General features: G+C 59.0%; 19 protein-coding genes. 16 read left to right on the forward strand and 3 right to left on the reverse strand.

The annotated features are described in order from the left end of the window. Nucleotides 1-109: 109 nt before the first annotated feature. From VDP61_RS05515 to VDP61_RS05525, 3 genes are read right to left on the reverse strand one after another with little or no spacing between them, the layout of a single operon-like run. Entirely contained in the window at nt 110-976 is an 867-nt protein-coding gene (locus tag VDP61_RS05515; protein ID WP_323005937.1) for an FAD:protein FMN transferase, read from the reverse strand. Further along, nucleotides 973-2166 (reverse strand): NnrS family protein, encoded by a 1194-nt coding sequence (locus tag VDP61_RS05520; protein WP_323005938.1) that lies wholly within the window; start codon nt 2164-2166, stop codon nt 973-975. The genes VDP61_RS05515 and VDP61_RS05520 overlap by 4 nt, the downstream gene beginning before the upstream one ends. Then, nucleotides 2163-4190 (reverse strand): 4Fe-4S binding protein, encoded by a 2028-nt coding sequence (locus VDP61_RS05525; protein WP_323005939.1) that lies wholly within the window; start codon nt 4188-4190, stop codon nt 2163-2165. Before VDP61_RS05525 ends, VDP61_RS05520 begins: the two co-directional genes overlap by 4 nt. A gap of 135 nt (nt 4191-4325) precedes the next feature. Between VDP61_RS05525 and VDP61_RS05530 the strand changes: the two genes are divergently transcribed. The 16 genes from VDP61_RS05530 (at nt 4326) to VDP61_RS05605 (ending at nt 20709) form a co-directional block, all read left to right on the forward strand. Then, nucleotides 4326-6086, forward strand: coding sequence for a cytochrome D1 domain-containing protein (locus VDP61_RS05530; protein ID WP_323005940.1), 1761 nt, complete (start codon nt 4326-4328; stop codon nt 6084-6086). Nucleotides 6087-6152: 66 nt separating this feature from the next. Continuing rightward, on the forward strand, nt 6153-6956 hold the full coding sequence (cobA, locus tag VDP61_RS05535; protein WP_323005941.1) for a uroporphyrinogen-III C-methyltransferase: 804 nt from the start codon (nt 6153-6155) through the stop codon (nt 6954-6956). Next, nucleotides 6949-7293, forward strand: coding sequence for a c-type cytochrome (locus VDP61_RS05540; protein ID WP_415234385.1), 345 nt, complete (start codon nt 6949-6951; stop codon nt 7291-7293). Before cobA ends, VDP61_RS05540 begins: the two co-directional genes overlap by 8 nt. Continuing rightward, complete coding sequence (locus VDP61_RS05545; protein ID WP_323005942.1) at nt 7290-8435, forward strand: cytochrome D1 domain-containing protein; 1146 nt, start codon at nt 7290-7292, stop codon at nt 8433-8435. Before VDP61_RS05540 ends, VDP61_RS05545 begins: the two co-directional genes overlap by 4 nt. After that, nucleotides 8435-9421, forward strand: a complete 987-nt coding sequence (locus tag VDP61_RS05550) for an Lrp/AsnC family transcriptional regulator (RefSeq protein WP_323005943.1) — start codon at nt 8435-8437, stop codon at nt 9419-9421. Before VDP61_RS05545 ends, VDP61_RS05550 begins: the two co-directional genes overlap by 1 nt. After that, nucleotides 9421-9894 (forward strand): Lrp/AsnC family transcriptional regulator, encoded by a 474-nt coding sequence (locus tag VDP61_RS05555; protein ID WP_323005944.1) that lies wholly within the window; start codon nt 9421-9423, stop codon nt 9892-9894. The genes VDP61_RS05550 and VDP61_RS05555 overlap by 1 nt, the downstream gene beginning before the upstream one ends. Then, complete coding sequence (locus tag VDP61_RS05560) at nt 9891-10373, forward strand: Lrp/AsnC family transcriptional regulator (RefSeq protein ID WP_323005945.1); 483 nt, start codon at nt 9891-9893, stop codon at nt 10371-10373. The genes VDP61_RS05555 and VDP61_RS05560 overlap by 4 nt, the downstream gene beginning before the upstream one ends. 3 nt (nt 10374-10376) lie before the next feature. Further along, complete coding sequence (gene nirJ / locus VDP61_RS05565) at nt 10377-11591, forward strand: heme d1 biosynthesis radical SAM protein NirJ (RefSeq protein ID WP_323005946.1); 1215 nt, start codon at nt 10377-10379, stop codon at nt 11589-11591. Continuing rightward, a complete protein-coding gene (locus VDP61_RS05570; protein ID WP_323005947.1) occupies nt 11566-13116 on the forward strand; it encodes a cytochrome D1 domain-containing protein in 1551 nt (516 codons plus the stop codon). The genes nirJ and VDP61_RS05570 overlap by 26 nt, the downstream gene beginning before the upstream one ends. 264 nt (nt 13117-13380) lie before the next feature. Next, nucleotides 13381-13587: a hypothetical protein gene (locus VDP61_RS05575; RefSeq protein ID WP_323005948.1), complete on the forward strand. Its 207-nt coding sequence runs from the start codon at nt 13381-13383 to the stop codon at nt 13585-13587. 386 nt (nt 13588-13973) lie between these two features. Further along, nucleotides 13974-15050 (forward strand): Hint domain-containing protein, encoded by a 1077-nt coding sequence (locus VDP61_RS05580; protein WP_323005949.1) that lies wholly within the window; start codon nt 13974-13976, stop codon nt 15048-15050. A gap of 287 nt (nt 15051-15337) precedes the next feature. Beyond that, entirely contained in the window at nt 15338-15958 is a 621-nt protein-coding gene (rpsD, locus tag VDP61_RS05585) for a 30S ribosomal protein S4 (RefSeq protein WP_323005950.1), read from the forward strand. A gap of 130 nt (nt 15959-16088) precedes the next feature. Beyond that, on the forward strand, nt 16089-17741 hold the full coding sequence (locus tag VDP61_RS05590) for a peptidoglycan-binding domain-containing protein (RefSeq protein ID WP_323005951.1): 1653 nt from the start codon (nt 16089-16091) through the stop codon (nt 17739-17741). 120 nt (nt 17742-17861) lie between these two features. Continuing rightward, nucleotides 17862-18947: a histidinol-phosphate transaminase gene (gene hisC / locus VDP61_RS05595; RefSeq protein ID WP_323005952.1), complete on the forward strand. Its 1086-nt coding sequence runs from the start codon at nt 17862-17864 to the stop codon at nt 18945-18947. After that, the gene (locus VDP61_RS05600; protein WP_323005953.1) at nt 18947-19894 is read left to right on the forward strand and encodes a prephenate/arogenate dehydrogenase family protein; all 948 of its coding nucleotides are present in this window, start codon (nt 18947-18949) and stop codon (nt 19892-19894) included. Before hisC ends, VDP61_RS05600 begins: the two co-directional genes overlap by 1 nt. Further along, a complete protein-coding gene (locus VDP61_RS05605; protein ID WP_323005954.1) occupies nt 19891-20709 on the forward strand; it encodes an extensin family protein in 819 nt (272 codons plus the stop codon). Before VDP61_RS05600 ends, VDP61_RS05605 begins: the two co-directional genes overlap by 4 nt. The last annotated feature ends 6 nt before the right edge of the window (nt 20710-20715 follow it).

The following is a 20715-nucleotide window of genomic DNA, read 5'->3' on the forward strand; positions in this document are numbered from 1 at the left end:
CCTTCCCGGAGCTTTGCCCGAGTCATGCTCGGGGCCGTTGATGGTAACCGATCTGTGAACGTCGGTCTTGTCCCACGCCTTAACGAAAGTCAAACGCTAAGAGCTTTAGTCAGGAAATGTGCTCTATTCGCGTGTTCGGGAAATGGCTGACAGCGTCTTCGATTGCTGCACGATCCATCAGGCAAAACGCTGTGGACAAGGCATCGGCAACCGCCGCTGAAGGGCTAGAGACGGAAACAGTCGACCATAGCGGCGCGCTGCCGTCCGGGTGCAGGATATGCGGCGCATCGGCCCCAATCAGCGTGCCGCGTGGCGAGGATGTCGCCAGCGCCCGATTTTGCAAAGCCGATTCGCCAAGCTGTGTGCCATCTGGCCCCGCAATGCCAACGCGCCAGGGGGCGGTGCCATTCAGGCCAAGCGCCATTACCTCGCCCATATCGACCATCACGTTGAAAAAGCGTTTGCCGAAAAGGTATTCGGCAATAACATCGGCGGCAAAGCCTTGCGCAACACCGTTCAACGTCAGCGCCATGTCAGGTTCAAGCCTGATTTCGGCCTCGGACCATTTCACCCGCGACCAGCCGATATTCTTGCGCGCGGCAGCCAAATCCCCGGCCTGTGCGGTGGCCAGCCAAAGCGGCTGGATCGAGGGGTCAAACACGCCGCCAGTCGCCTTGTGGGCGCGGTCGCTGACAGCCAGAATGTTTTGCAAGGCGCGGGTTGGGTTGGCGATGACCCCCGTCTCATTCAACCGCGTCAGCGTCGAGGCGCGGTGCAGGGAGAAATCGGCTTCAATCTGTTCGATCAGCGCCTCGATCTTGGGCCACAGCAAGGCCGCGCGGTGATCTGGCAGGCCTGCAATGGCGATCTGTGCCTCGGCGCCAAAGGCGCGGCCTTGCCACCTGGCGGGATTGGCGGCAGCCGGGGCAGCACACAGGGCGGCAGCGGTGATGGTTAAAAAGCGACGGCGCTTCATGGCTTGGCCTCCTTGGCCAGACGCGGCCCGGTCAAGGCGGACCACAGGCTGATGATAAACAACAAGAAAGCGGTGACCCAAAGCGCCCCGGCCGTCCAATTCGCAAGATTGCCAAGCGCAGGCAGGCTACTGCCCACCCAACGCAGCAAGGCGGCCAAGGCCACAAGCCCGTAGGCGATGGTCATGGCGCGCGAGGCAACAAGAGGGCGCCCTGAATGGCCCAATGTGGCGCGGCTCATCACCGCAATCGTCATGCCGCCCACGGCACCGATCCCCAGCAAATGCACCGCAGCGATTTCAGAGCCGATGCCAAAGTCAGACAGACCAAGTAACACAAGGCCAAGGCCCAACCAGAAATAACCCAGATGCAGCGCCCAGAGAATCGGTTTGCGCAATGTCCAATCCGTGCGCCAAAGCGCGAGACGGGCCAAAGCGCTGATACCTGCGATGATGGCAATACCGCCCTGCACCGGCGCTGGAGCCGAGAGCAGATAACCCATCGGCAGGGCCAAGGCTGCGGCAATCGTCACGCCGGTAAGCGGGGTCGGGTTGCGGGGCAGGCCGGTTTGCGTGCCCGATTGGACCATCGCGTTTTTGGTAAAGGCCGGGGTAACGCGCCCCCCAAGAATCGCGATCATCGCGATCAGCGACAACAGCCCGGCACGCAGCCCCGCCCAGGCCGTATCCGCGGCCAGCCCGGCCCATTCCAGATGCACAAACAGGTTGCCCAGCCACAGCACGGCCAAAACCGCCAGAAACAGCATGTTCTGCGGCTTGGGGCGTTTCAGCAACTGGGTCAGGATCTTGGCGGCCAGCACCGGCACAAAGGCCAGATCAAGCCCCATGACCAGCAAGGGCGACAGGCTGCCCGAGAACCAAAGCCCGACCCGACCCAGCAACCACAAACCTGCTACCACTGCCACAAATACATGCGGCGCGGCGCGTGCCCCTGTCCAATTCGGAACAGCGGTCAGGAAAAATCCGGCCAGCGCCGCAGTGCCATAGCCGAAAATCATCTCATGCGCGTGCCAAAGATGGGGGGCGGGGGCAAAGGGCATGTCAGGCGCGCCGAAACGGTCAGCCCAGATCAGCCAGACATCCCAAACCCCGATGGCAAAGATGGCATAGAGCGCCGCTGCGGTAAAAAAGACCCGAAAGCCGTCGTTGAAAAAGCGATGAAGTGCGGTCATGCGGGGTCTCCTGTGCGGGCCCTGCGTTTCAGAACGGGGCAACTATGGGGATCATTCATAATGATCTGGCAGCGCAAGCACAAAACACATTCATTTGGGTTGATGCGTCCCAGGGGGTCAATCGCGCCAACGGTGCATTTCGTCTCGCATAACCGGCATTCGCGGCCACATTGCGCGCGGCGCTTCAGCCAGTCAAAGATTTTCAACTTGGCCGGAATAGCAAGTCCTGCACCCAAAGGACAGAGGTAGCGGCAATAGAATCGCTCGATAAACAGCCCGGCAACCAAGATCACCCCAACGAACAAAAGGAATGGCCAGGCGCGCAACATCCGCATGGAAATCGCGGTTTTGAACGGCTCGAATTCAGCGGCGATCAGCGCGTGATGCAAGGAATAGAATGACAAGGCGACAATCCCGACAAACGCTGTGTATTTGATGACCCAAAGCCGTTCATGCAGCGCCTGAGGCACTGCGACTTGCCGCAGCCCAAGCGCCTGGGCGGCGGTATTTGTCAGCTCTTGCAGCGCGCCAAACGGGCATAGCCAGCCGCAATACACGCCGCGCCCCCAAAACAGCAGGCCAAGTGCGGTAAACCCCCAAAGCAAAAAGATCACCGGCTCGATCAAAAAGGTTTCCCAGCGAAAGCCGTTCAAAAGCGAATGCAGAAAGGCCACGACCTGCACCACCGAAAGCTGCCCGTTCAATCCCCACCCCAGCACAAACAAGGTGGTTGTCAAAAAACCAATGCGCCCAAAGCGCCAAAGCCGTGGCCTGCGGGTGATCCATTCCTGTGCAAACAAGATCAGCGTCAGCACCGACAGCATCAGAACGACGATGCCGGTTTGCAGGTGTTTTGCGGCCCAGACCGTCTGCCAAAGCGGTACGTCAGGGGCCGCAGGGGGCAGGCGATAGGCATCGGGCAGGCGGTATTCTATGGGAATGGTCAATGTGGCCGGGGTGCCAGCGCCAAGGCGGGTGGCGCTAACGGTCACGCGAAAAGGGGCCAGTGGGTTGATGGATTTTGGCAGGTGGAACAGACTGATCTCTTTAACCTCTGGCGCGTGGTCGATGCGCAGGCGCTTGATCATCTGATAGCTGTCTGCGCCGGGTTGAAAGCTGGTGCCATTCTGGCTGATTGTCAGCCGGTCAAACAACCCGGATTTGCGCCAATCGGTGCCACGATGCGACCAAAGCCCGGATGAGATCACGATCAAAGCCGAGTCGCCGGGGCCAAGATTTCCCACCGCGGCTGTGTAGCCCGCCTGACCAAGCAAAGACTGGCCAATGCTGGGCGCATCAGCCAAGCCAACCCAAAGCCGCAAGAAATCACCGTCGCCCGGTTGAAGCGGGGGCGTTGTACCTGCAAGGGCGGCTGCCGCCTCGGTCATCGAGACGCGGGTTTCAACCAATGCGCCTGCCGCCAAAAGGCCGGGCCAGTCGGTTGCTGTAAAACCAAGGCGATCAATGCCCCCCGCCGCCTCTATCAGCCCGCGCCCGATGGCCAGAGTGCGGGCGGTGCGCAGGATACCATCACGAATAACCCCGGTTGAAACGGTTGCACGAGAAATCACATCCGGCAGGTCTTGGCGTGCGTCCACAGGCGCGCGCAGGTTTTGGCCAGCAAAGCCGCCGACATAGGCCACAATATCGGCATCCGAAATGCCAAGTGTCAGCACGGGCTCATTGTGCTGCATCAGTCGTGCGCCACTGATTACCGCGTTTGGCGTAATGGCCACCAGCACATCCAGGGGGCGGCCAGAATATCCGACCGAGCCCGCAATTTCCCAGGTAGAGCCGATGAACCCGACAACACGCCCCTCGGCGCGAACGGTCCAGCCGGGGATGCCGTCATCTTGCCGTGCCACCTGAACCGGGGCGCTTTGCCTCAAAAGCTGTGCCGCCAGGCCTGGGTCGGGTGTGCTGGGGTGCAGGGCGTCGTTGCCCGGTCCACCTGCCGCCACGCCTTGCGCGAAAACACCGCATAAAAGGGCAAGGGCGAGGATGCCGCCATTCAGAAATCTCATCGAGGGGCCTTTGCGCCATGACTTGGCCACCGTGCCAAAAGGCTGATCATGCCGCCTTGACGTAAGTCAAAGAACGGGCTTGCACCGCAAGCTATAGACATCCCAGCACCCCACTAGCAAAAGCAGGAAAGATTGATGGTGAAAAATAGGCACGTTTATACCAAGCATATGCTGCTCAGCAGCGCAGCGCTGGCGCTGGCCATGTTTGCAGGCCCCACAGCTGCGCAAGACAAGCCCAAGGATCATATGGATGATCCCGCCGCCGCCTATGAGCCGTCGATGACCACGCTTGGTCAAATTCAGGTGGAAATTCCGGGCCGCAAAGACGGTGACCCCGTGATGACCCAAGAGGAATTCCAACGTGCCACCAAGATTTACTTTGAACGCTGCGCGGGGTGCCATGGCGTTTTGCGCAAAGGTGCGACAGGCAAACCGTTGACGCCCGATATCACCCGCGAACATGGGTATGACTATCTGCAAAGCTTTATTACCTATGGATCACCCGCCGGGATGCCGAACTGGGGAACCTCGGGGGATATGACCGAAGAAGACGTGGATCTGATGGCCCGCTATCTGCTGTTGGAGCCGCCAACGCCGCCAGAATTCGGCATGCCGGAAATGCTGGCAACGTGGAAAGTGTTCGTCAAACCCGAAGACCGCCCAACCGAGAAAATGAACGATATCAATATCGACAACCTGTTCTCGACCACGCTGCGCGACTCGGGTGAAATTGCCCTGATTGACGGCGCCACCTATGAGATCAAGACGATTATCAAAACCGGTTACGCCGTGCATATCAGCCGGATTTCTGCGTCGGGCCGTTATCTGTACGTGATTGGCCGTGACGCCAAGGTCGTGATGATCGACCTGTGGATGGAAAACCCCGGCCCGGTTGCCGAGATCAAGATGGGCGCCGAAGCCCGCTCTATCGAGACCTCAAAATTTGAGGGCTATGAAGATAAATACGCCGTTGCCGGTGCATATTGGCCGCCGCAATTCGTGATCATGGATGGCGATACGCTGGAGCCGAAAAAGATCGTATCGACCCGTGGCAATACCTATGACGAACAGGTCTATCACCCTGAACCCCGCGTTGCCGCGATTTTGGCCAGCCACTACAAGCCGGAATTCATCGTCAACGTGAAAGAGACCGGCAAGATCATGATGGTCGACTATACCGACCTGACGAATCTGAAAGTAACCGAGGTTGATGCCGAACGCTTCTTGCATGACGGCGGTCTGGACGGATCAAAGCGCTATTTCATCACGGCGGCGAACGCGCGAAACAAGTTGGTTGTGATCGACACCAAGGAATCCAAGCTGGTGGCGATTACCGACACCGGGGGGGCAACACCGCATCCGGGCCGGGGCGCGAACTTTGTGCATCCCGAATTCGGGCCGGTTTGGGCGACTTCGCACCTTGGCGACGACTCTGTCGCCTTGCTTGGCACCGACCCCGAAGGCCACCCCGATCAGGCATGGCAGATCGTCGACAGCTTTAGTGCCCTTGGCGGCGGCTCTTTGTTCATCAAGACGCATCCGAACTCGGATCACCTTTATGTGGACGCGACGCTGAACCCGGATTCCGAAACCTCGGCTTCGGTTGCCGTATTCAAGATCAGCGAAATGACCGGCGAAACCGACCCGGAATTCGTGACGCTGCCTATTGGTGAATGGGCCGGGATCACAGATGGGCAGCCGCGCGTGGTGCAGCCCGAGTTCAACAATGAAGGCACAGAGGTGTGGTTCTCGGTCTGGAACGCCAAAGACAAGGAAAGCGCGATTGTTGTCGTTGATGACAAAACGCTGGAATTGAAGAAGGTCATCAAAGACCCGAGGTTGATCACGCCAACCGGCAAGTTCAACGTCTACAACACCCGAAACGACGTTTACTAAGCCAACCCTCGGGGCGGCGGCCAGCCTGCCGCCCCCCCCTTTAAACAACCAGTATTGAGAGACGCCATGAAAGATACCTCGCGTGCAGCACTTCCCGGCAAGGTCTTTTTGATTGGCTCTGGGCCGGGTGACCCCGACCTGTTGACGGTCAAGGCGCTGCGGCTGATCCAGACGGCTGATGTGGTGGTGTTTGATCGCCTTGTCAGCCCCGAAATCATGGCGCTGATCCCAGAGACAACACGCTGTATTGATGTGGGCAAGCTGCCCAAATGCCACAAGCTGACGCAAGAAGAAATCAACGCGTTGCTGGTCGATCTGGCCGGACAGGGCCTGCAGGTTGCCCGTCTGAAAGGCGGCGACCCGCTGATTTTCGGCCGCGGCTCGGAAGAGGCGGCAGAGCTGCGCGATGCCGGCATCAGCGTTGAATATGTGCCGGGCATTACAGCGGCGCAGGGGGCGGCTTCAAGCACCGGCATTGCGTTGACCCACCGCGGTTTGGCGACCGGCGTGCGCTATGTGACCGGCCACCGCGCCCGCGATGCAGACCTTGAATTGGATTGGAAAAGCCTTGCGAACGCGCAAACCACCTTGGTGGTCTACATGGGCGTCGCCAATATAGCCGAGATTTCCAGCCAGTTGATCGGCCACGGCATGCCTGCCGACCTGCCTGTTCTGGCGATTGCCAGCGCCACCACCCCGCGAGAGTTGCGCGTGATCGGCCAGTTGGACGATATCGTGCAAAAAGTCGCGGGTCTGCCGGAAAGCGTGCCGGTGCTGTTTGTCATCGGGCATGTGGTGTCGCTTTATCCGGCAGCCGTGCTGCAAGCCGCGCTGACCTGCCAAGGCGCGGGGATGGATGCATATGCTTAGGCGCAAGATCACGGCTGCGGCCCTTGTGTCGAGGCTTGGCGCAGCAGCGGGGCTGGCGATGGTTGCCTTGCCTGCCGTCGCCGAAATAACCGCGCCGCGCGCCCAAGCCTTGGAACACATGGTGATTCAAGATTGTGGCTCATGCCACGGCCTGACGATGAAAGGCGGATTGGGCAACCCGCTGACCGCTGCCGCCCTTGACGGGGCCGCACCCGAAGCGCTGGCCAGCATCATACTTGATGGTGTTCCCGGCACTGCAATGCCACCCTGGCGCCCGCTTCTGACTGAAGAAGAGGCCGATTGGATTGCGAACTATCTTTTGAAGGACAAGAAATGAAAACCCTGGCTGTGTGTTTCTCTTTGCTGGCCGCGCCCGTGATGGCGCAAACCCCGTGCTGTGCGACCGGTGATCTGGGGGTCGTGATCGAGCGGGCGACCGGCTCGCTTTTGGTCGTTGATCGGTCTGAGCGCGCGGCGATTGGCCGGATTGAAGGCTTGGGCGATCTGTCGCACGCCTCGGTCACCTTTAGCCCGGATGAGCGGTTTGCCTATATCTTTGGCCGCGACGGTGGGCTGAGCAAGGTGGATTTGCTGAGCCAAAGCATCGCGGCCCGGACGATTCAGGCGGGCAATTCCATCGGTGGCGCGATCTCGGATGATGGCAAGCTGATTGCGGTTTCCAATTATGAACCCGGTGGGGTGAAGGTGTTTGACGCGGATACGCTGGAACTGGTTGGCGATATTCCCGGCACGTCCAAAACCATCGGTCTGGTCGATGTGCCCGGTCGCCGCTTTGTCTGGTCTACATGGGATAGCGGTGAGGCGTTCATGGCCGATTTTTCCGCGCCCGAAATGAAAGTCACCAAGCTGGGCGATGTGGGCAAAAACCCGTTTGACGCGGTGTTGACCGATGATGCCCATACCTATCTGATCGGGCTGTTCGGCGAAAAAGGCGTGACGGCGATAGATTTGTGGGAAGAAGCCGCCGAGCCGGTGCGGTTCTTGCAAGATTACGGCAAAACCGAAGACGATCTGCCGGTCTATAAAATGCCGCATCTGCAAGGTTGGGCCTTTACCGAAGGCCAGTTTGTTTTGCCCGCCGTCGGCCAGCATGAACTGCTTTGGGTCAATCGCGAAACGCTGGAGGAGGTAGACCGTACACCCACCCACGGCCAGCCGGTGTTTATCATTGCCCAGCCCGCCTCGCCGTTTGTCTGGGTCAATTTCGCGACGCCTTTGAACGATACCGTGCAGGTCGTCGACAGCCGCAACCACGAAGTTGTTGCCACGCTGACCCCCGGCAAGGCCATTTTGCACATGGAATTCGCGCCGCGCGGGGCCGAGGTCTGGCTTTCGTCGCGTGATGATGGAAAAATCCTGATCTATGATACACATAGCCGCGAACTGGTTGGGGAAATCCCCGCGCAAAGCCCCTCTGGCATTTTCTTTACCGCCCGCGCACATCGGACGGGGTTGTAATGACACAGCGCCTCGATCAGATCGACCGCCGTTTGCTGGATGATTACCAGCGCGATTTTCCGCTGGTGGCACGGCCTTTTGCCTGCCTTGGCCAAGACCTTGGCTTGGCCGAGGCCGAGGTGATCGCGCGATTGGCGGGGATGCAAAGCCGGGGCCAGATTTCGCGGGTTGGGGCCACGGTGCGGCCCAATACCGCCGGCGCCTCGACACTTGCCGCGATGTCGGTGCCCGAAGACCGGATCGAGGAGGTCGCGGAACTGGTGAACGCCGAAAACGGCGTCAACCATTCCTACCTGCGCGAAAACCAGTGGAACCTGTGGTTTGTGGCCACCGCTGCCGATGGTGCCGCCCTGGCCGCGCAACTGGCCCGGCTAGAGGCGGCGACCGGCCTGCAGGTGCTTGATCTGCGTTTGGTGCAGGCATTCAACATTGATCTTGGGTTTGCCTTGCAAGGCCCGCGCGCCCAAATGGTGCGGCGCCCCCCACCGGATATGGCCGCCCTCTGCGCAAGTGACAGGCCGATCTTGCAAGCCCTGTCACAAGGTTTGCCCTTGGTGCAGCAGCCCTTTGCACAGCTTGCTGAAAGTCTGGGTCAGACCGAAGACCATATCCTTGCGCGCATCAAGGCGCTGAGCGAGGCAGAAATCCTGACCCGCGTTGGTGTCATTGTTCGGCACCGCGCTATTGGCTGGACATCGAATGCGATGGTGGTGTGGGATATTGCCACCGCTGGCGTGGCTGCGGCTGGCAATGCGCTGTCTGCGCTTCCAGGAATCAGTCTGTGTTATCAACGTGTCACGGTGCCGGGGGTCTGGCCCTATGCGCTCTATTCGATGATTCACGCCCGCAGTCGCGCCGAGGCGATGGCCGTTCTGGATGCCGCCAAGGCGCTGCCGGAACTGGCTGGGGTGGACCATTCTGTCTTATTCTCGACGCGCTGCTTTAAACAGACTGGCGCGCAACTCATGCAAGAAAGGGCCGCCTGATGCGCCGCAGCAGTCTTCCCCCCGATGCGCTGGATACCACGGACCGCGCAATCTTGAATGCGCTGCAAGATGGTTTTCCCATCGCCCCGCGTCCGTTTGCCGAGGCGGGTGCAGCGCTTGGCATTCCCGAAGATGAGTTGATTGAGCGGATCAGGAACCTGCGTGAAATCGGGGCCATCACCCGTTTCGGGCCTTTTTTCGACGCGGCGGCCATGGGCGGGGCGTTTTGCCTGTGCGCGATGGAGGTGCCCGAGGCCGATTTCGAAACAGTCGTGACTTTGGTCAATGCGCACCGCGAGGTTGCGCATAATTATGAACGGACGCATCGACTGAACATGTGGTTCGTTCTGGCCTGCGAAACCGAAGAAGGAATTGGGCGCGTGGCTGACAGCATAGAGGAAGAAACCGGGCTTGCCGTTCTGCGCTTTCCCAAGTTACGAGAGTTTTTCGTGGGATTTCGGGTGAAGGCATGACCGTTGACGCCATTGATCGCCGCATCATCGCGGCCACGCAAAGCGGGCTGCCGCTGGCCCGTGCCCCCTATGCCATCGTCGCCGCGCAATTGGCCCTGTCCGAGGAAGAGGTGATCGCGCGGATCGCCGATATGCAGGCGCGTGGCATCATCCGCCGCATCGCTCTTGCGCCCAATCACTACGCGCTTGGCATGGTTGCCAACGGGATGAGCGTTTGGGACGTTGATGACACCAAGGCCGAGGCGCTGGGCGAGATTATTGGCGCTTTGCCCTTTGTGTCGCATAGTTATTTGCGACCGCGCGGGCCCGGTTGGCCCTATTGCCTGTTTGCCATGGTCCATGGCAACACCCGCGACGAGGTCGAAGAAAAACGCCAGATAATCGCCGATATTCTGGGCGACGCTTGCCGCGCCCATGACATTTTATATTCCACGCGCATCCTGAAAAAGACCGGTATGCGGATTAGCGGAGGAAGCTGACTGATGTTTCGATTGACCCAATACATGCGCGAATTGGTGGCACCGACCCCGGTGCGCAAACGCATAAGTCCGGGCGGGGTGAAGCCCGTCGTGATCTGGAACCTGACGCGCACCTGTAACCTCAAATGCCGCCATTGCTATACCACTTCGGCCGATGTGCCGTTTCCGGGGGAACTGACCACCGAGCAAGCCTTGGGCGTGCTGGATGATCTGAAGGCCTTTGGCATTCCGGCGCTGATCCTTTCGGGGGGCGAACCGCTCAGCCGGTTTGACTTTTTTACCTTGGCCGAACGCGCCAAGGCGCTGAAGTTTCGGCACTTGTCGCTGTCGACCAACGGCACGCGGATTGCAGAAAACATCGACCGGATTGTCGATCTTGGCTTTGATTATGTCGGGATTTCGATTGACGGTATCGGGGCCACGAATGATTGGTTTCGCGGCGTTGAAGGTGCCTATGATGAGGCGATGGCCGGGGTGCGGGCCTGCAAGGCGCGCGGCGTAAAGGTTGGCTTGCGCTATACCATCACCGAGCAAAACGGCCATCACCTGGGCGAAATGCTGGATCTGTGCGAGGCCGAGGGCGTCGACAAATTCTATCTGTCGCATCTGGTCTATGCCGGGCGGGGCGACAAGAATCGCGGTGAAGATACTGTGCATGACCACACCCGCCGCGCGATGGATGTGCTGATCGCGCGGGCGTGGGAGGCGATCCAAGAGGGCAAGGACCTTGAGGTGGTGACCGGCAATAACGACGCCGATGCGGTTTATTTCCTGCAATGGGTTGCGGCGAATTTCAGCGCGGAGCAAACCGCCCATGTCCGTGCGCATCTGGAGGCGTGGGGCGGCAATTCTTCGGGGCTTGGTGTGGGCAATATCGACCCGCAAGGCAAAGTGCACCCCGATACCTATTGGTCGGATTACACGGTCGGATCGGTGAAAACAGATACGTTTTCATCGCTTTGGACAGGGGCGGATGCCATGTTGGAAACTCTGCGCCAGCGCCCGCGCCCGCTGAAAGGGCGCTGTGGGGCCTGCGCCTTCAAGATGGTATGTGGCGGCAATACCCGTATTCGCGCCTTGCAGGTCACGGGTGATCCATGGGCCGAAGACCCCGCCTGCTATCTGTCGAATGCCGAGATTGGCGTTGATGACGCTGATCGCCTGACCGTTACCCCTTTCCGAGGCAAAAGCCATGATCCGGCCCATCGTTTTCTTTAGTCTGCTTGCAACAAGCACCCTTGCTACAACGGCAATTGCCGGGCCTGACGGTGCGATGATCTATGCCGATCAATGCGCGTCTTGCCATGCCGAAACCCGGCTGGGCGGCACCGGCCCCGCACTGATCCCCGAAAGCCTTGGCCGATTGCGCGGCGAGGGGCTGGAGGCGATCATTGCGGGCGGGCGGGTGGCAACGCAAATGCCCGCGTTCAAAGCGACGTTGAACGCCGCCGAGATCAACGCCGTTGCGGCGTATATCGCAACGCCCTTGGCCGAGGCGCCAAGCTGGAGCGTTGCGGATATCGCCTCTACCCGCAGTCTGGACGCGGATTATATCGCGGCCACAGCCCCGGTTTTCAGCGCCGACCCGATGAATATAACCCTGGTCGTTGAAACCGGCGATCACCATGTTTCGGTACTGGATGGCGACACGTTTGAGGTGCTGGACCGGTTTGAAACCCCCTTTGCCGTGCATGGCGGGCCGAAATACAGCCCCGATGGGCGCTATGTGTTCATCATGTCGCGCGATGGCTGGGTGCAGAAATATGACATCTGGTCGCTGCAACAGGTGGGCCGGGTGCGTGCCGGCCTGAATTCCCGCAATATCGCGATGAGCAATGATGGCAAATGGCTGGCCGTTGCCAATTATTTGCCGCGCACGCTGACGGTTCTGTCAACCGAAGATCTGAGCGTGGCGCGCACAATAGACATTGCTGGCGATGATGGCACGCCAAGCCGGGTTTCGGCGGTCTATCAAGCCCCGCAGCGCAGCAGTTTTGTGCTGGCGCTAAAGGATGTGCCGGAAATCTGGGAGGTGGCCACAAGCGCGGATGGCACAGCGTTTCACGCGGGCTTTGTGCCGGTGGCCGCTGCGCAAAGTGCATCTGAGGAGGAGGGCCTGTTTGCCCGTCGTCGCATCAAGATCAGCGCGCCTTTGGATGATTTCTTTTTCACCCCGGATTACAGCAACCTGATCGGCACCAACCGCGAGGGCGACAAAGGCGTGGTGGTGAACCTTGATCAGGGCCGTGAGATTGCCGAACTGCCGCTGCCGGGCATGCCGCATCTGGGCTCTGGCATCACATGGACCAGCCAGGGCCGCAAAGTCATGGCGACACCGCATCTGCAAGAAGGCGTGTTGTCGGTGATTGATCTTGAAACATTCAAGCTGGTCAAGACTATTCAGATGGAAGGGCCGGGGTTTTTCCTGCGCAGTCATGAAAATTCGGCCTATGTCTGGGCAGATGTGTTCTTTGGCCCCAACAAGGGCAAGATGCATATCATTGACAAGGAAAGCCTTGAGATTATCCGCACCCTTGACCCGGCACCGGGCAGCACTGTAGCCCATACCGAGTTCACCAAGGATGGTCGCCATGCGCTTGTGTCGATTTGGGAAGACGATGGCGCGGTTATCGTCTATGATTCCGCTAGCTTGGAAGAGGTGAAGCGCCTGCCGATGCGCAAACCTTCGGGGAAATACAATGTCTGGAACAAAATCTCATTCAGCGACGGCACCAGCCACTAAAAGCCTATGGTTTCTGGGGGTGCTTTTATGGCCCTTTGCCACCTCGGCAGTCGCAATCAACCTCTTTATGCTTGGCCTTTTGGGCCAAGCTATTGGTTTGCCTGCAATGTCGCCCGTTACGGCGCTTTGGTGGTGCCTGCCCTTGGGGCTGCCCGCCACCTATGCATCGGCAAGATGGGTGCGGCATTTGATTGCGCAGGCCTCCTAAGCCAAGGGCTGGCGTGGCCTTTGCGCCGCAACATGTCTGACAGCGAAAGCGGAACGATGAAATTCTTTGACCTGCGCCACCCGTTTTTTCTGCCGCTGTGGCGCAGAATCGCTGCCGTGGGCATCGCAATTGGCTGGTTGGTGCTTGAGCTGGTCGCTGGCAGTCCGGGCTGGGCTGCGCTTTGTGCCATTGTTGCGGTCTATTTTGCATATGCGTTTTTTATCGCCTTTGACCCTGCAGAGTACAAGGATCGCCGCCCCTGACCGGCCTTTTGCACCGGCCCTTTGGCCTGCATGGCAAAGCGCATGACATTATGGCCTGAAGCGTTTCGCCTCAAAGTCGCCCTTACATACCGCCGCCTGAAATCACAGATTTCAACGCTTATGTGACAGGGTTTGTTTCAAGTTAAAGGCGAAACGCCATAGCCGTGGCCCAGCGACGATTTGGGCAATGCGTGGCAGCAATACTGCAGCCTGTTACGCCGCCAGAAAAGATCGTGGAGCCCGACCGTTGGTGAAGCGCAGTTGTTGCATTTCAGCCCCAAGATATGCGGTTCTTTGCGATTTGCGCGCCCTTGGCATGGTCAGGCGGCGTCTTGCCTGCTACGATTTTAGCGATAATAAATAATAAATGAGCAGGCAAACAAGCAATGGGAACGGGCATTCGTGGCACGTTCGTTATCTCTTGGTCACAGACGGAAACAGACGGCCTGAAGGCCGCACCTTTGGGCGATCTTGCTGTTGGCGCATCGTGGCGCTGGGCAGGTGACGCGCTACGCGTTGATGGTGCGCAGGATGTCTTGATTCTTGACGGGGCGCTGGGGGCAGCGGATATCAGAAAACGGGCGGCGCGCATGGTGCGGCGTCTTATCGGGGCAAGCACAACGGCAGACGAGGGCAGGCCCGACCTATCCGAGGATACGCAGGGGCATGATGCCCCCGAACGTGGGTTTGTCGTGACCGATGGCACCCAAAGCTATAGTGTGACGCTTATCGAGGGGCAGGAGGCCGGCGGGCGGCTGTTGATGTTTGTGGATGAAATGCCGCCTGCAAATCTGGATTTGTGGGTGGTTCGCATGTCGATTGACCGGACGGCGCAAGTGGTCGGTGCGCGCGCAGCGGGTGGGGTGATTTGCTTTACCCCCGGAACGGCCATCCGCACCGCAAACGGTACCAGCCGGATCGAAGATTTGCGCCCCGGCGACGAGATTGCAACCAAAGACAACGGTATCCAGAAAATCCTGTGGGTCGGGATGCGACGCATGACGGGCGCGCGTTTGCACGCCATGCCGCATCTGCGCCCTATTCGTTTCATGTCTGGCGCATTTGGCTTTGGCCGCCCGGATGCTGATCTTCTGGTCTCGCCACAGCACCGGATGCTGGTGCAAGGCCCTGCTGCCCTGGCGCTGTTCAACACGCCCGAGGTGTTGGTTTCAGCCGAAGATCTGATAAACAACGCCTCTATTTGCGTTGATCAAACCCTGTGCGAGGTAACGTATATTCACATCTTGCTGGAACGGCATCAGGTGATCTGGGCCAATGGATTGGAAACCGAAAGCTTTCACCCCGCCAATACCGCGCTTGATACAGTCGCGCCCCAGCAGCGTGCCAACCTGATGCAGCTTTTGCCTGGCCTGGCGGAAAACCCGCATGATTACGGCGATTATGCCCGGCGCAACCTGTCTGGGTCTGAGGCGGCCATCTTGCGGCATGATCTGGCCGCTTGAAGGGCTTCGCCTTCAAGCCTTCCTCATATATCGCTGCCTGACATCACAGATTTCAATGCGGTATGTGAGAGGGCCTGTTTCAAGTTGAAGGCGAAACACCATGGGCGGTTGACACGGCGCCGCCCGCCTGTATAAGCCACGCCTGTCCCCGGATTCACGTCCGGGGGTTTTCATTGGTGTTGGTGGACCCCGCAAGGGGAAACCTGTCACCCGCGATTGCCCTGGTTTCGGGATCAGTCAACGGGGAAGGACAACGCCCTTCATGTCTATAACGAAGGAGATCAGAGATGACCAAACGCACCTCTGCCAAACATAAAATTGACCGCCGTATGGGCGAAAACATCTGGGGCCGTCCGAAATCCCCGGTGAACAAGCGCGAATATGGCCCGGGCCAGCACGGCCAGCGCCGCAAGAACAAGCTTTCCGACTTTGGCACGCAGTTGCGCGCCAAGCAAAAACTGAAGGGCTATTACGGCGATCTGACCGAAAAGCAATTCCGCAAGATCTATGGTGAGGCCGAGCGCGTCAAAGGCGACACGGGTGAAAACCTCATTGGTTTGCTGGAGCGCCGTCTGGATGCTATCGTTTACCGCGCGAAATTCGTGCCAACCGTGTTTGCGGCGCGCCAGTTCGTGAACCACGGGCATGTCACCGTGAACGGAAACCGCGTAAACATTGCCTCTTATCGCTGCAAGGAAGGCGACCTGATCGCTGTGCGTGACCGGTCCAAGCAACTGGCCATCGTGCTGGAAGCCGTGGTTCTGGCAGAGCGCGACGTGCCTGACTATATCGAAGTTGATCACTCCAAAATGACCGCGACTTTCGTGCGCACCCCAACCTTGGGCGATGTACCGTATCCGGTTCAGATGGAACCAAACCTCGTGGTCGAATACTACGCCAAGAACTAAGCCAAGAACCGGCTTATCCAGTTTGCAAGACAAAGGAAAACGCCGCCCAACCGGGTGGCGTTTTTTTATGTTGCTTCAGGGCCGAACCCGGCTATCCTTGTCTCATTCATTTTCAAGTGTGAGATTTATTATGGCAACGTCAATTTCCGCCCCTGTGGGCGACAAAAACCGTATCACCAAACCCGATCCCCAAAAAAAGAATGAGAAATTCAAGACCGTTTCCAACAAGCCTGCGGATGTGGAATTGGTTCAGCTTATGCTGATTGCCAATGGTCATGGCGTCAAGGTGGATGGCAAGTGCAGCGGCGGCCTGATCTCGGCGATACGATCCTTTCAAAAATCGGCCCTTGGTTTCAGCAAGCCTGACGGTATCGTCGACCCGGGCGGTAAAACCTGGGCCAAAGGTGTTGGCGCGCTGGATGCCAAAATCAAGGCCGATGCGGATGCGCTGGCCAAACGGATTGAAATTGTTGAAAATGGTAAGCGAAAAGCCGTTGAACAGGCCGAATTTGATCGCAAGGAAGAGCAATACCGCAAGGATTGCCTTAACGAGTTTACGGCAATGTATAATCGCGCCGATATTTGGCGCAGCATACTCTATGACGCGGAAAAGGTCATGTCTGGTGCCGATAGCCTGGCCATGGCCTTTGCTGAATTCACGGTGCGTTCGCTCAATTCCGCCGCTAAACCGCCGTTCAATGAGATCAACGCGGCCTGTGATGCGGCACATGATCTGATATGCCTTGTGCAGCGGCCAAAGCCTGATTGGGCCAAGGTCAATGCCCGGTTGCCGCGTGCTATCAAATTGATAAACGCGGGCTATAAGGCCTATGATAAATGGTGCAACGCGCGCGACAGCACCGCTGGTCTTATCGTTGGACGGCTTGAAATAGTGCGCGAAAGTGCCTTTTTTGCCGTTGAAATGTATATGACGGCGCGGATGTTGCCAAAATTCAAAAACCCGGCTGCCGCCCATGCCGCCGCCGCTGCGGCGACCGAGGCGATGAAAACCTCTGCCGGGGAATTGGGCGAGCATCTGGCCGGGTCAAACGTAAGCGTGCCGGGGTCGGCGTGGAAGGTTCTGTCAAATTCCATTGTGGCGGGGATCGCGGGCGCAGTTGGTGGCAAGTTAAGCGCAGGTTTTGCGGGGCGGGCGCATAAGGCCTTTGCGGCAAAGCTGGGCCCAATGATGAAAACGCCAGCCGGGAAAAAGGCGGTTGATGCATTTTTGACCAAGTTTCTGGATACCAAAGCCGCGCAAGAACTGGTGACGAACGCGGCCAAGGAAGTGGTTGGGCTGTTCAAGCCGGTGCTTGAAAAAGGTCAGGCCCCGTCGATGCAAGAGGTAGAGCAGGCGGTGCTGAAATCGCTGATGGCCCCGGTTTTTGCCTGTGCGCCCTTCAAAAGCCTGATAAAGTTTGAAGGCCTGGCCGACAGCAAGGTCGCCGCGCATGTCACGGAAAAGCTGACGCCATCCATCCGGGCCAAGGTGGTCAAGGATCTGAGCAAGATCTATGATGCCAAAACGGTTGAGTTTGTCGTAAAGCAGATGCGCGATATTGACGGCGTTTTTGTCAAGGAAATGTCTCAGGGGATGCGTGACAAGGCGATCGAAACCTATGTCGTCTCGGCGGTGACCGCCAGCGACGGGACGAGCAATGAAAAGCAACTGGATCGTTTGGGCGAGGCCGCGCTGCGACGTGACCGGGAATTGTCGGCGGGAATCGAAAGCATGTTGCGGGAAAAAATCGAACGCGAGGTGAAGGCGCAGTCAAAGAAGTAGGGCTTTCGTCTGCGATGGATAGGATGTTTTCGCTCTGTGACCGGTTTTGGGGCCATTCGGGCTCTGGTCAGGCTGCCCACAAGGCGCTAACACTGCCCGGCACCTTGGGGGAGCATGGTTATGACGTCTGAAATTCGGCCGCAGCCGGGAATCATGGATATTACTTTGTACGAAGGTGGTGCCGCCACAGTCGCGGGCAAGTCCAACACCATCAAACTCTCATCCAACGAAAACCCGGCGGGGCCATCCGACAAGGCCAAAGAGGCGTTTTCGCGCTCGGTCCATCAGCTGCACCGATACCCATCCACCGACCATGCCGCATTGCGCGAAGCGATTGCGGAAATGCAGCATCTTGATGCGGATCGGGTGATTTGCGGCGTTGGCAGCGATGAGATCATTCATTTCCTGTGCCAAGCCTATGCAGGGCCGGGGGATGAGGTGCTTTTTACCGAGCACGGCTTTTTGATGTACCGCATTTCGGCCATGGCCGCAGGGGCGACCCCGGTTGAGGTGGCCGAACGTGAACGGACCACCGACATCGGTGCCTTGCTTGCCGCCTGCACGAAACGCACGAAGCTGGTGTTCATTGCCAACCCCAACAACCCCACAGGTACGATGATTTCCGCCGCCGAGGTTGCCGAGCTTGCCGATGGTTTGCCGCCACAGGCAATCTTGGTGCTGGACGGCGCCTATGCCGAATATGTCGATGGCTATGATGGCGGATTGGCATTGATCGAGGCGCGTGAGAACGTGGTGATGACGCGGACCTTTTCAAAAATCTATGGGCTTGGGGGGTTGCGGATTGGTTGGGGCTATGGGCCCAAAGCGATCATTGAGGTGCTGAACCGTATTCGGGGGCCCTTCAACCTGTCCAACACGCAGCTTGATACCGCCGAGGCCGCGATGCGCGACCAGGATTATGTGGCCCGCTGCCGATCAGACAACGCCCGTCTGCGGGTCTGGCTGGCCGAGGCGCTGGCAGAGCTTGGCGTGCCGTCTGATACCTCGCTGGGCAATTTTGTGCTTGCCCGGTTTTCTGATGCCGCCGAGGCCGAATCCTGTGACGCTTATTTGCGTGACCAAGGGCTGATCGTGCGCCGGGTTGCAGGCTATAAGCTGCCGCATTGCCTGCGAATTACCGTGGGCGATGAAAGCGCGTGCCGCCGGGTTGCCCATGCCGTTGCCCAGTTCAAGGGCAAACGCTGATGACGATGATCTATCAGAAAGTTGCCCTGATCGGGCTGGGCCTGATTGCATCGTCCATGGCGTATGCGATGCGCCAACGTGGGCTTGCTGGCACCGTTGTCGGCCATGCCAAATCGTCTGAAACCCGAGATGCGGCGATGGAGCTTGGCTTTTGTGACGCGGTTTATGACACTGCGGCCGAGGCGGTGCAGGGCGCTGATCTGGTGGTATTGGCAGTGCCGATCGGGGCAATGGAAAGCATTGCAGCCCAGATTGGCCCGCATCTGAAACCCGGCGCCACTGTCACCGATGTTGGTTCGGTTAAACAGGCCGTGATTGATGCCGTTGCCCCGCATATGCCGCAAGGGGTGCAGTTCATTCCCGGCCATCCGCTTGCCGGGACCGAACATTCGGGGCCGCGGTCCGGCTTTGCCACCTTGTTTGAAAACCGCTGGTGGCTGCTGACCCCCGCCGAAGGCGTGGACCCGGATGCATTGGCCCGCTTGCGCCGTCTGTGTGAGGCGATGGGGGCCAATGTTGATGAAATGGACGCCCCGCACCATGATCTTGTATTGGCCGTAACCAGCCACACGCCGCATCTTATCGCCTATACAATGGTTGGTGTGGCCGATGATCTGCGCCGTGTTACCGATAGTGAGGTCATCAAATACTCTGCCGCAGGCTTTCGCGATTTCACCCGTATCGCGGCCTCTGACCCGACGATGTGGCGCGATGTCTTCTTGACCAACAAGGACGCCACGCTGGAAATTCTGGGCCGCTTTACCGAAGAGCTGTTCGCCCTGCAACGCGCGATCCGCAAGGGGGATGGCGCGCATCTGCATGCCTATTTCACCCGCACGCGCGCCATTCGGCGCAGCATCATCCAGGCGGGCCAAGATACTGACGCCCCTGATTTTGGGCGTGGCGCAAACTTGTCGGCGCCAGCAAAGCCTGCGGGCGAGCCATGAGGGCGCTTGCCCCGTTCCTGATTGTCCTATGCTGTGCTGCGGCCCCGGTCCTGGCCGAGATGTCTTCTATCCGGCCAATGCCGCGCCCAACGCTTGCCGCACCCGTTACGGCCGAGCTTGTCGGGGAAAGCAGTGCACTGCGCATCAGTTCCATCCGGCCATTGCCCCGACCAGCCAGCCTGAGCAGCCTGAGTACCCCGATGCCCCCGCCCAAGAAACGGGGCGGGCTGGCCACGCTTTTCAGGCCAGGAAAAGAGCAGCCAAAGCGTTCCGACCCGCAAGCCCCCAAGACATATGCCAGCGGGGCAGTCTGCAAAGACAGCGCTATTCAGGGTACCGCTATCCCCGAGGTCAACGGCGCGCAGGATGGCTGCGGCATAGAAAACCCCGTGCGCATTACCGAGGTGGATGGGGTTGCCCTTAGTATGCCCGCCACGCTGGATTGCGATACGGCGCGGGCGCTGCGCAAATGGGTGACGACCAAAGTGAAACCCGCGTTTGGCCGTAATGAAGTCGTCAGCCTGCAGGTCGCCGCACATTACGCCTGCCGGGGGCGAAACAACAAAAAAGGCGCACGGATAAGCGAACATGGGCGCGGCAAAGCCATTGATATTGCAGGGTTCAAGTTGGCGAGTGGTGTCGAGGTAACGGTTTTACAGGATTTCAAGACCAATCGTGGCAAGGCTATCCGTGCCGCGCACAAGGGGGCCTGTGGCATTTTTGGCACTACGCTTGGCCCCGGATCGGATGGCTATCATGCCGATCATCTCCACTTGGATACCGCCAAGCACCGCAGCGGCGCCTATTGCAAATAGCGGGCG

It is taken from the genome of Pseudorhodobacter sp., from assembly GCF_034675685.1.
Lineage (GTDB): Bacteria > Pseudomonadota > Alphaproteobacteria > Rhodobacterales > Rhodobacteraceae > Pseudorhodobacter.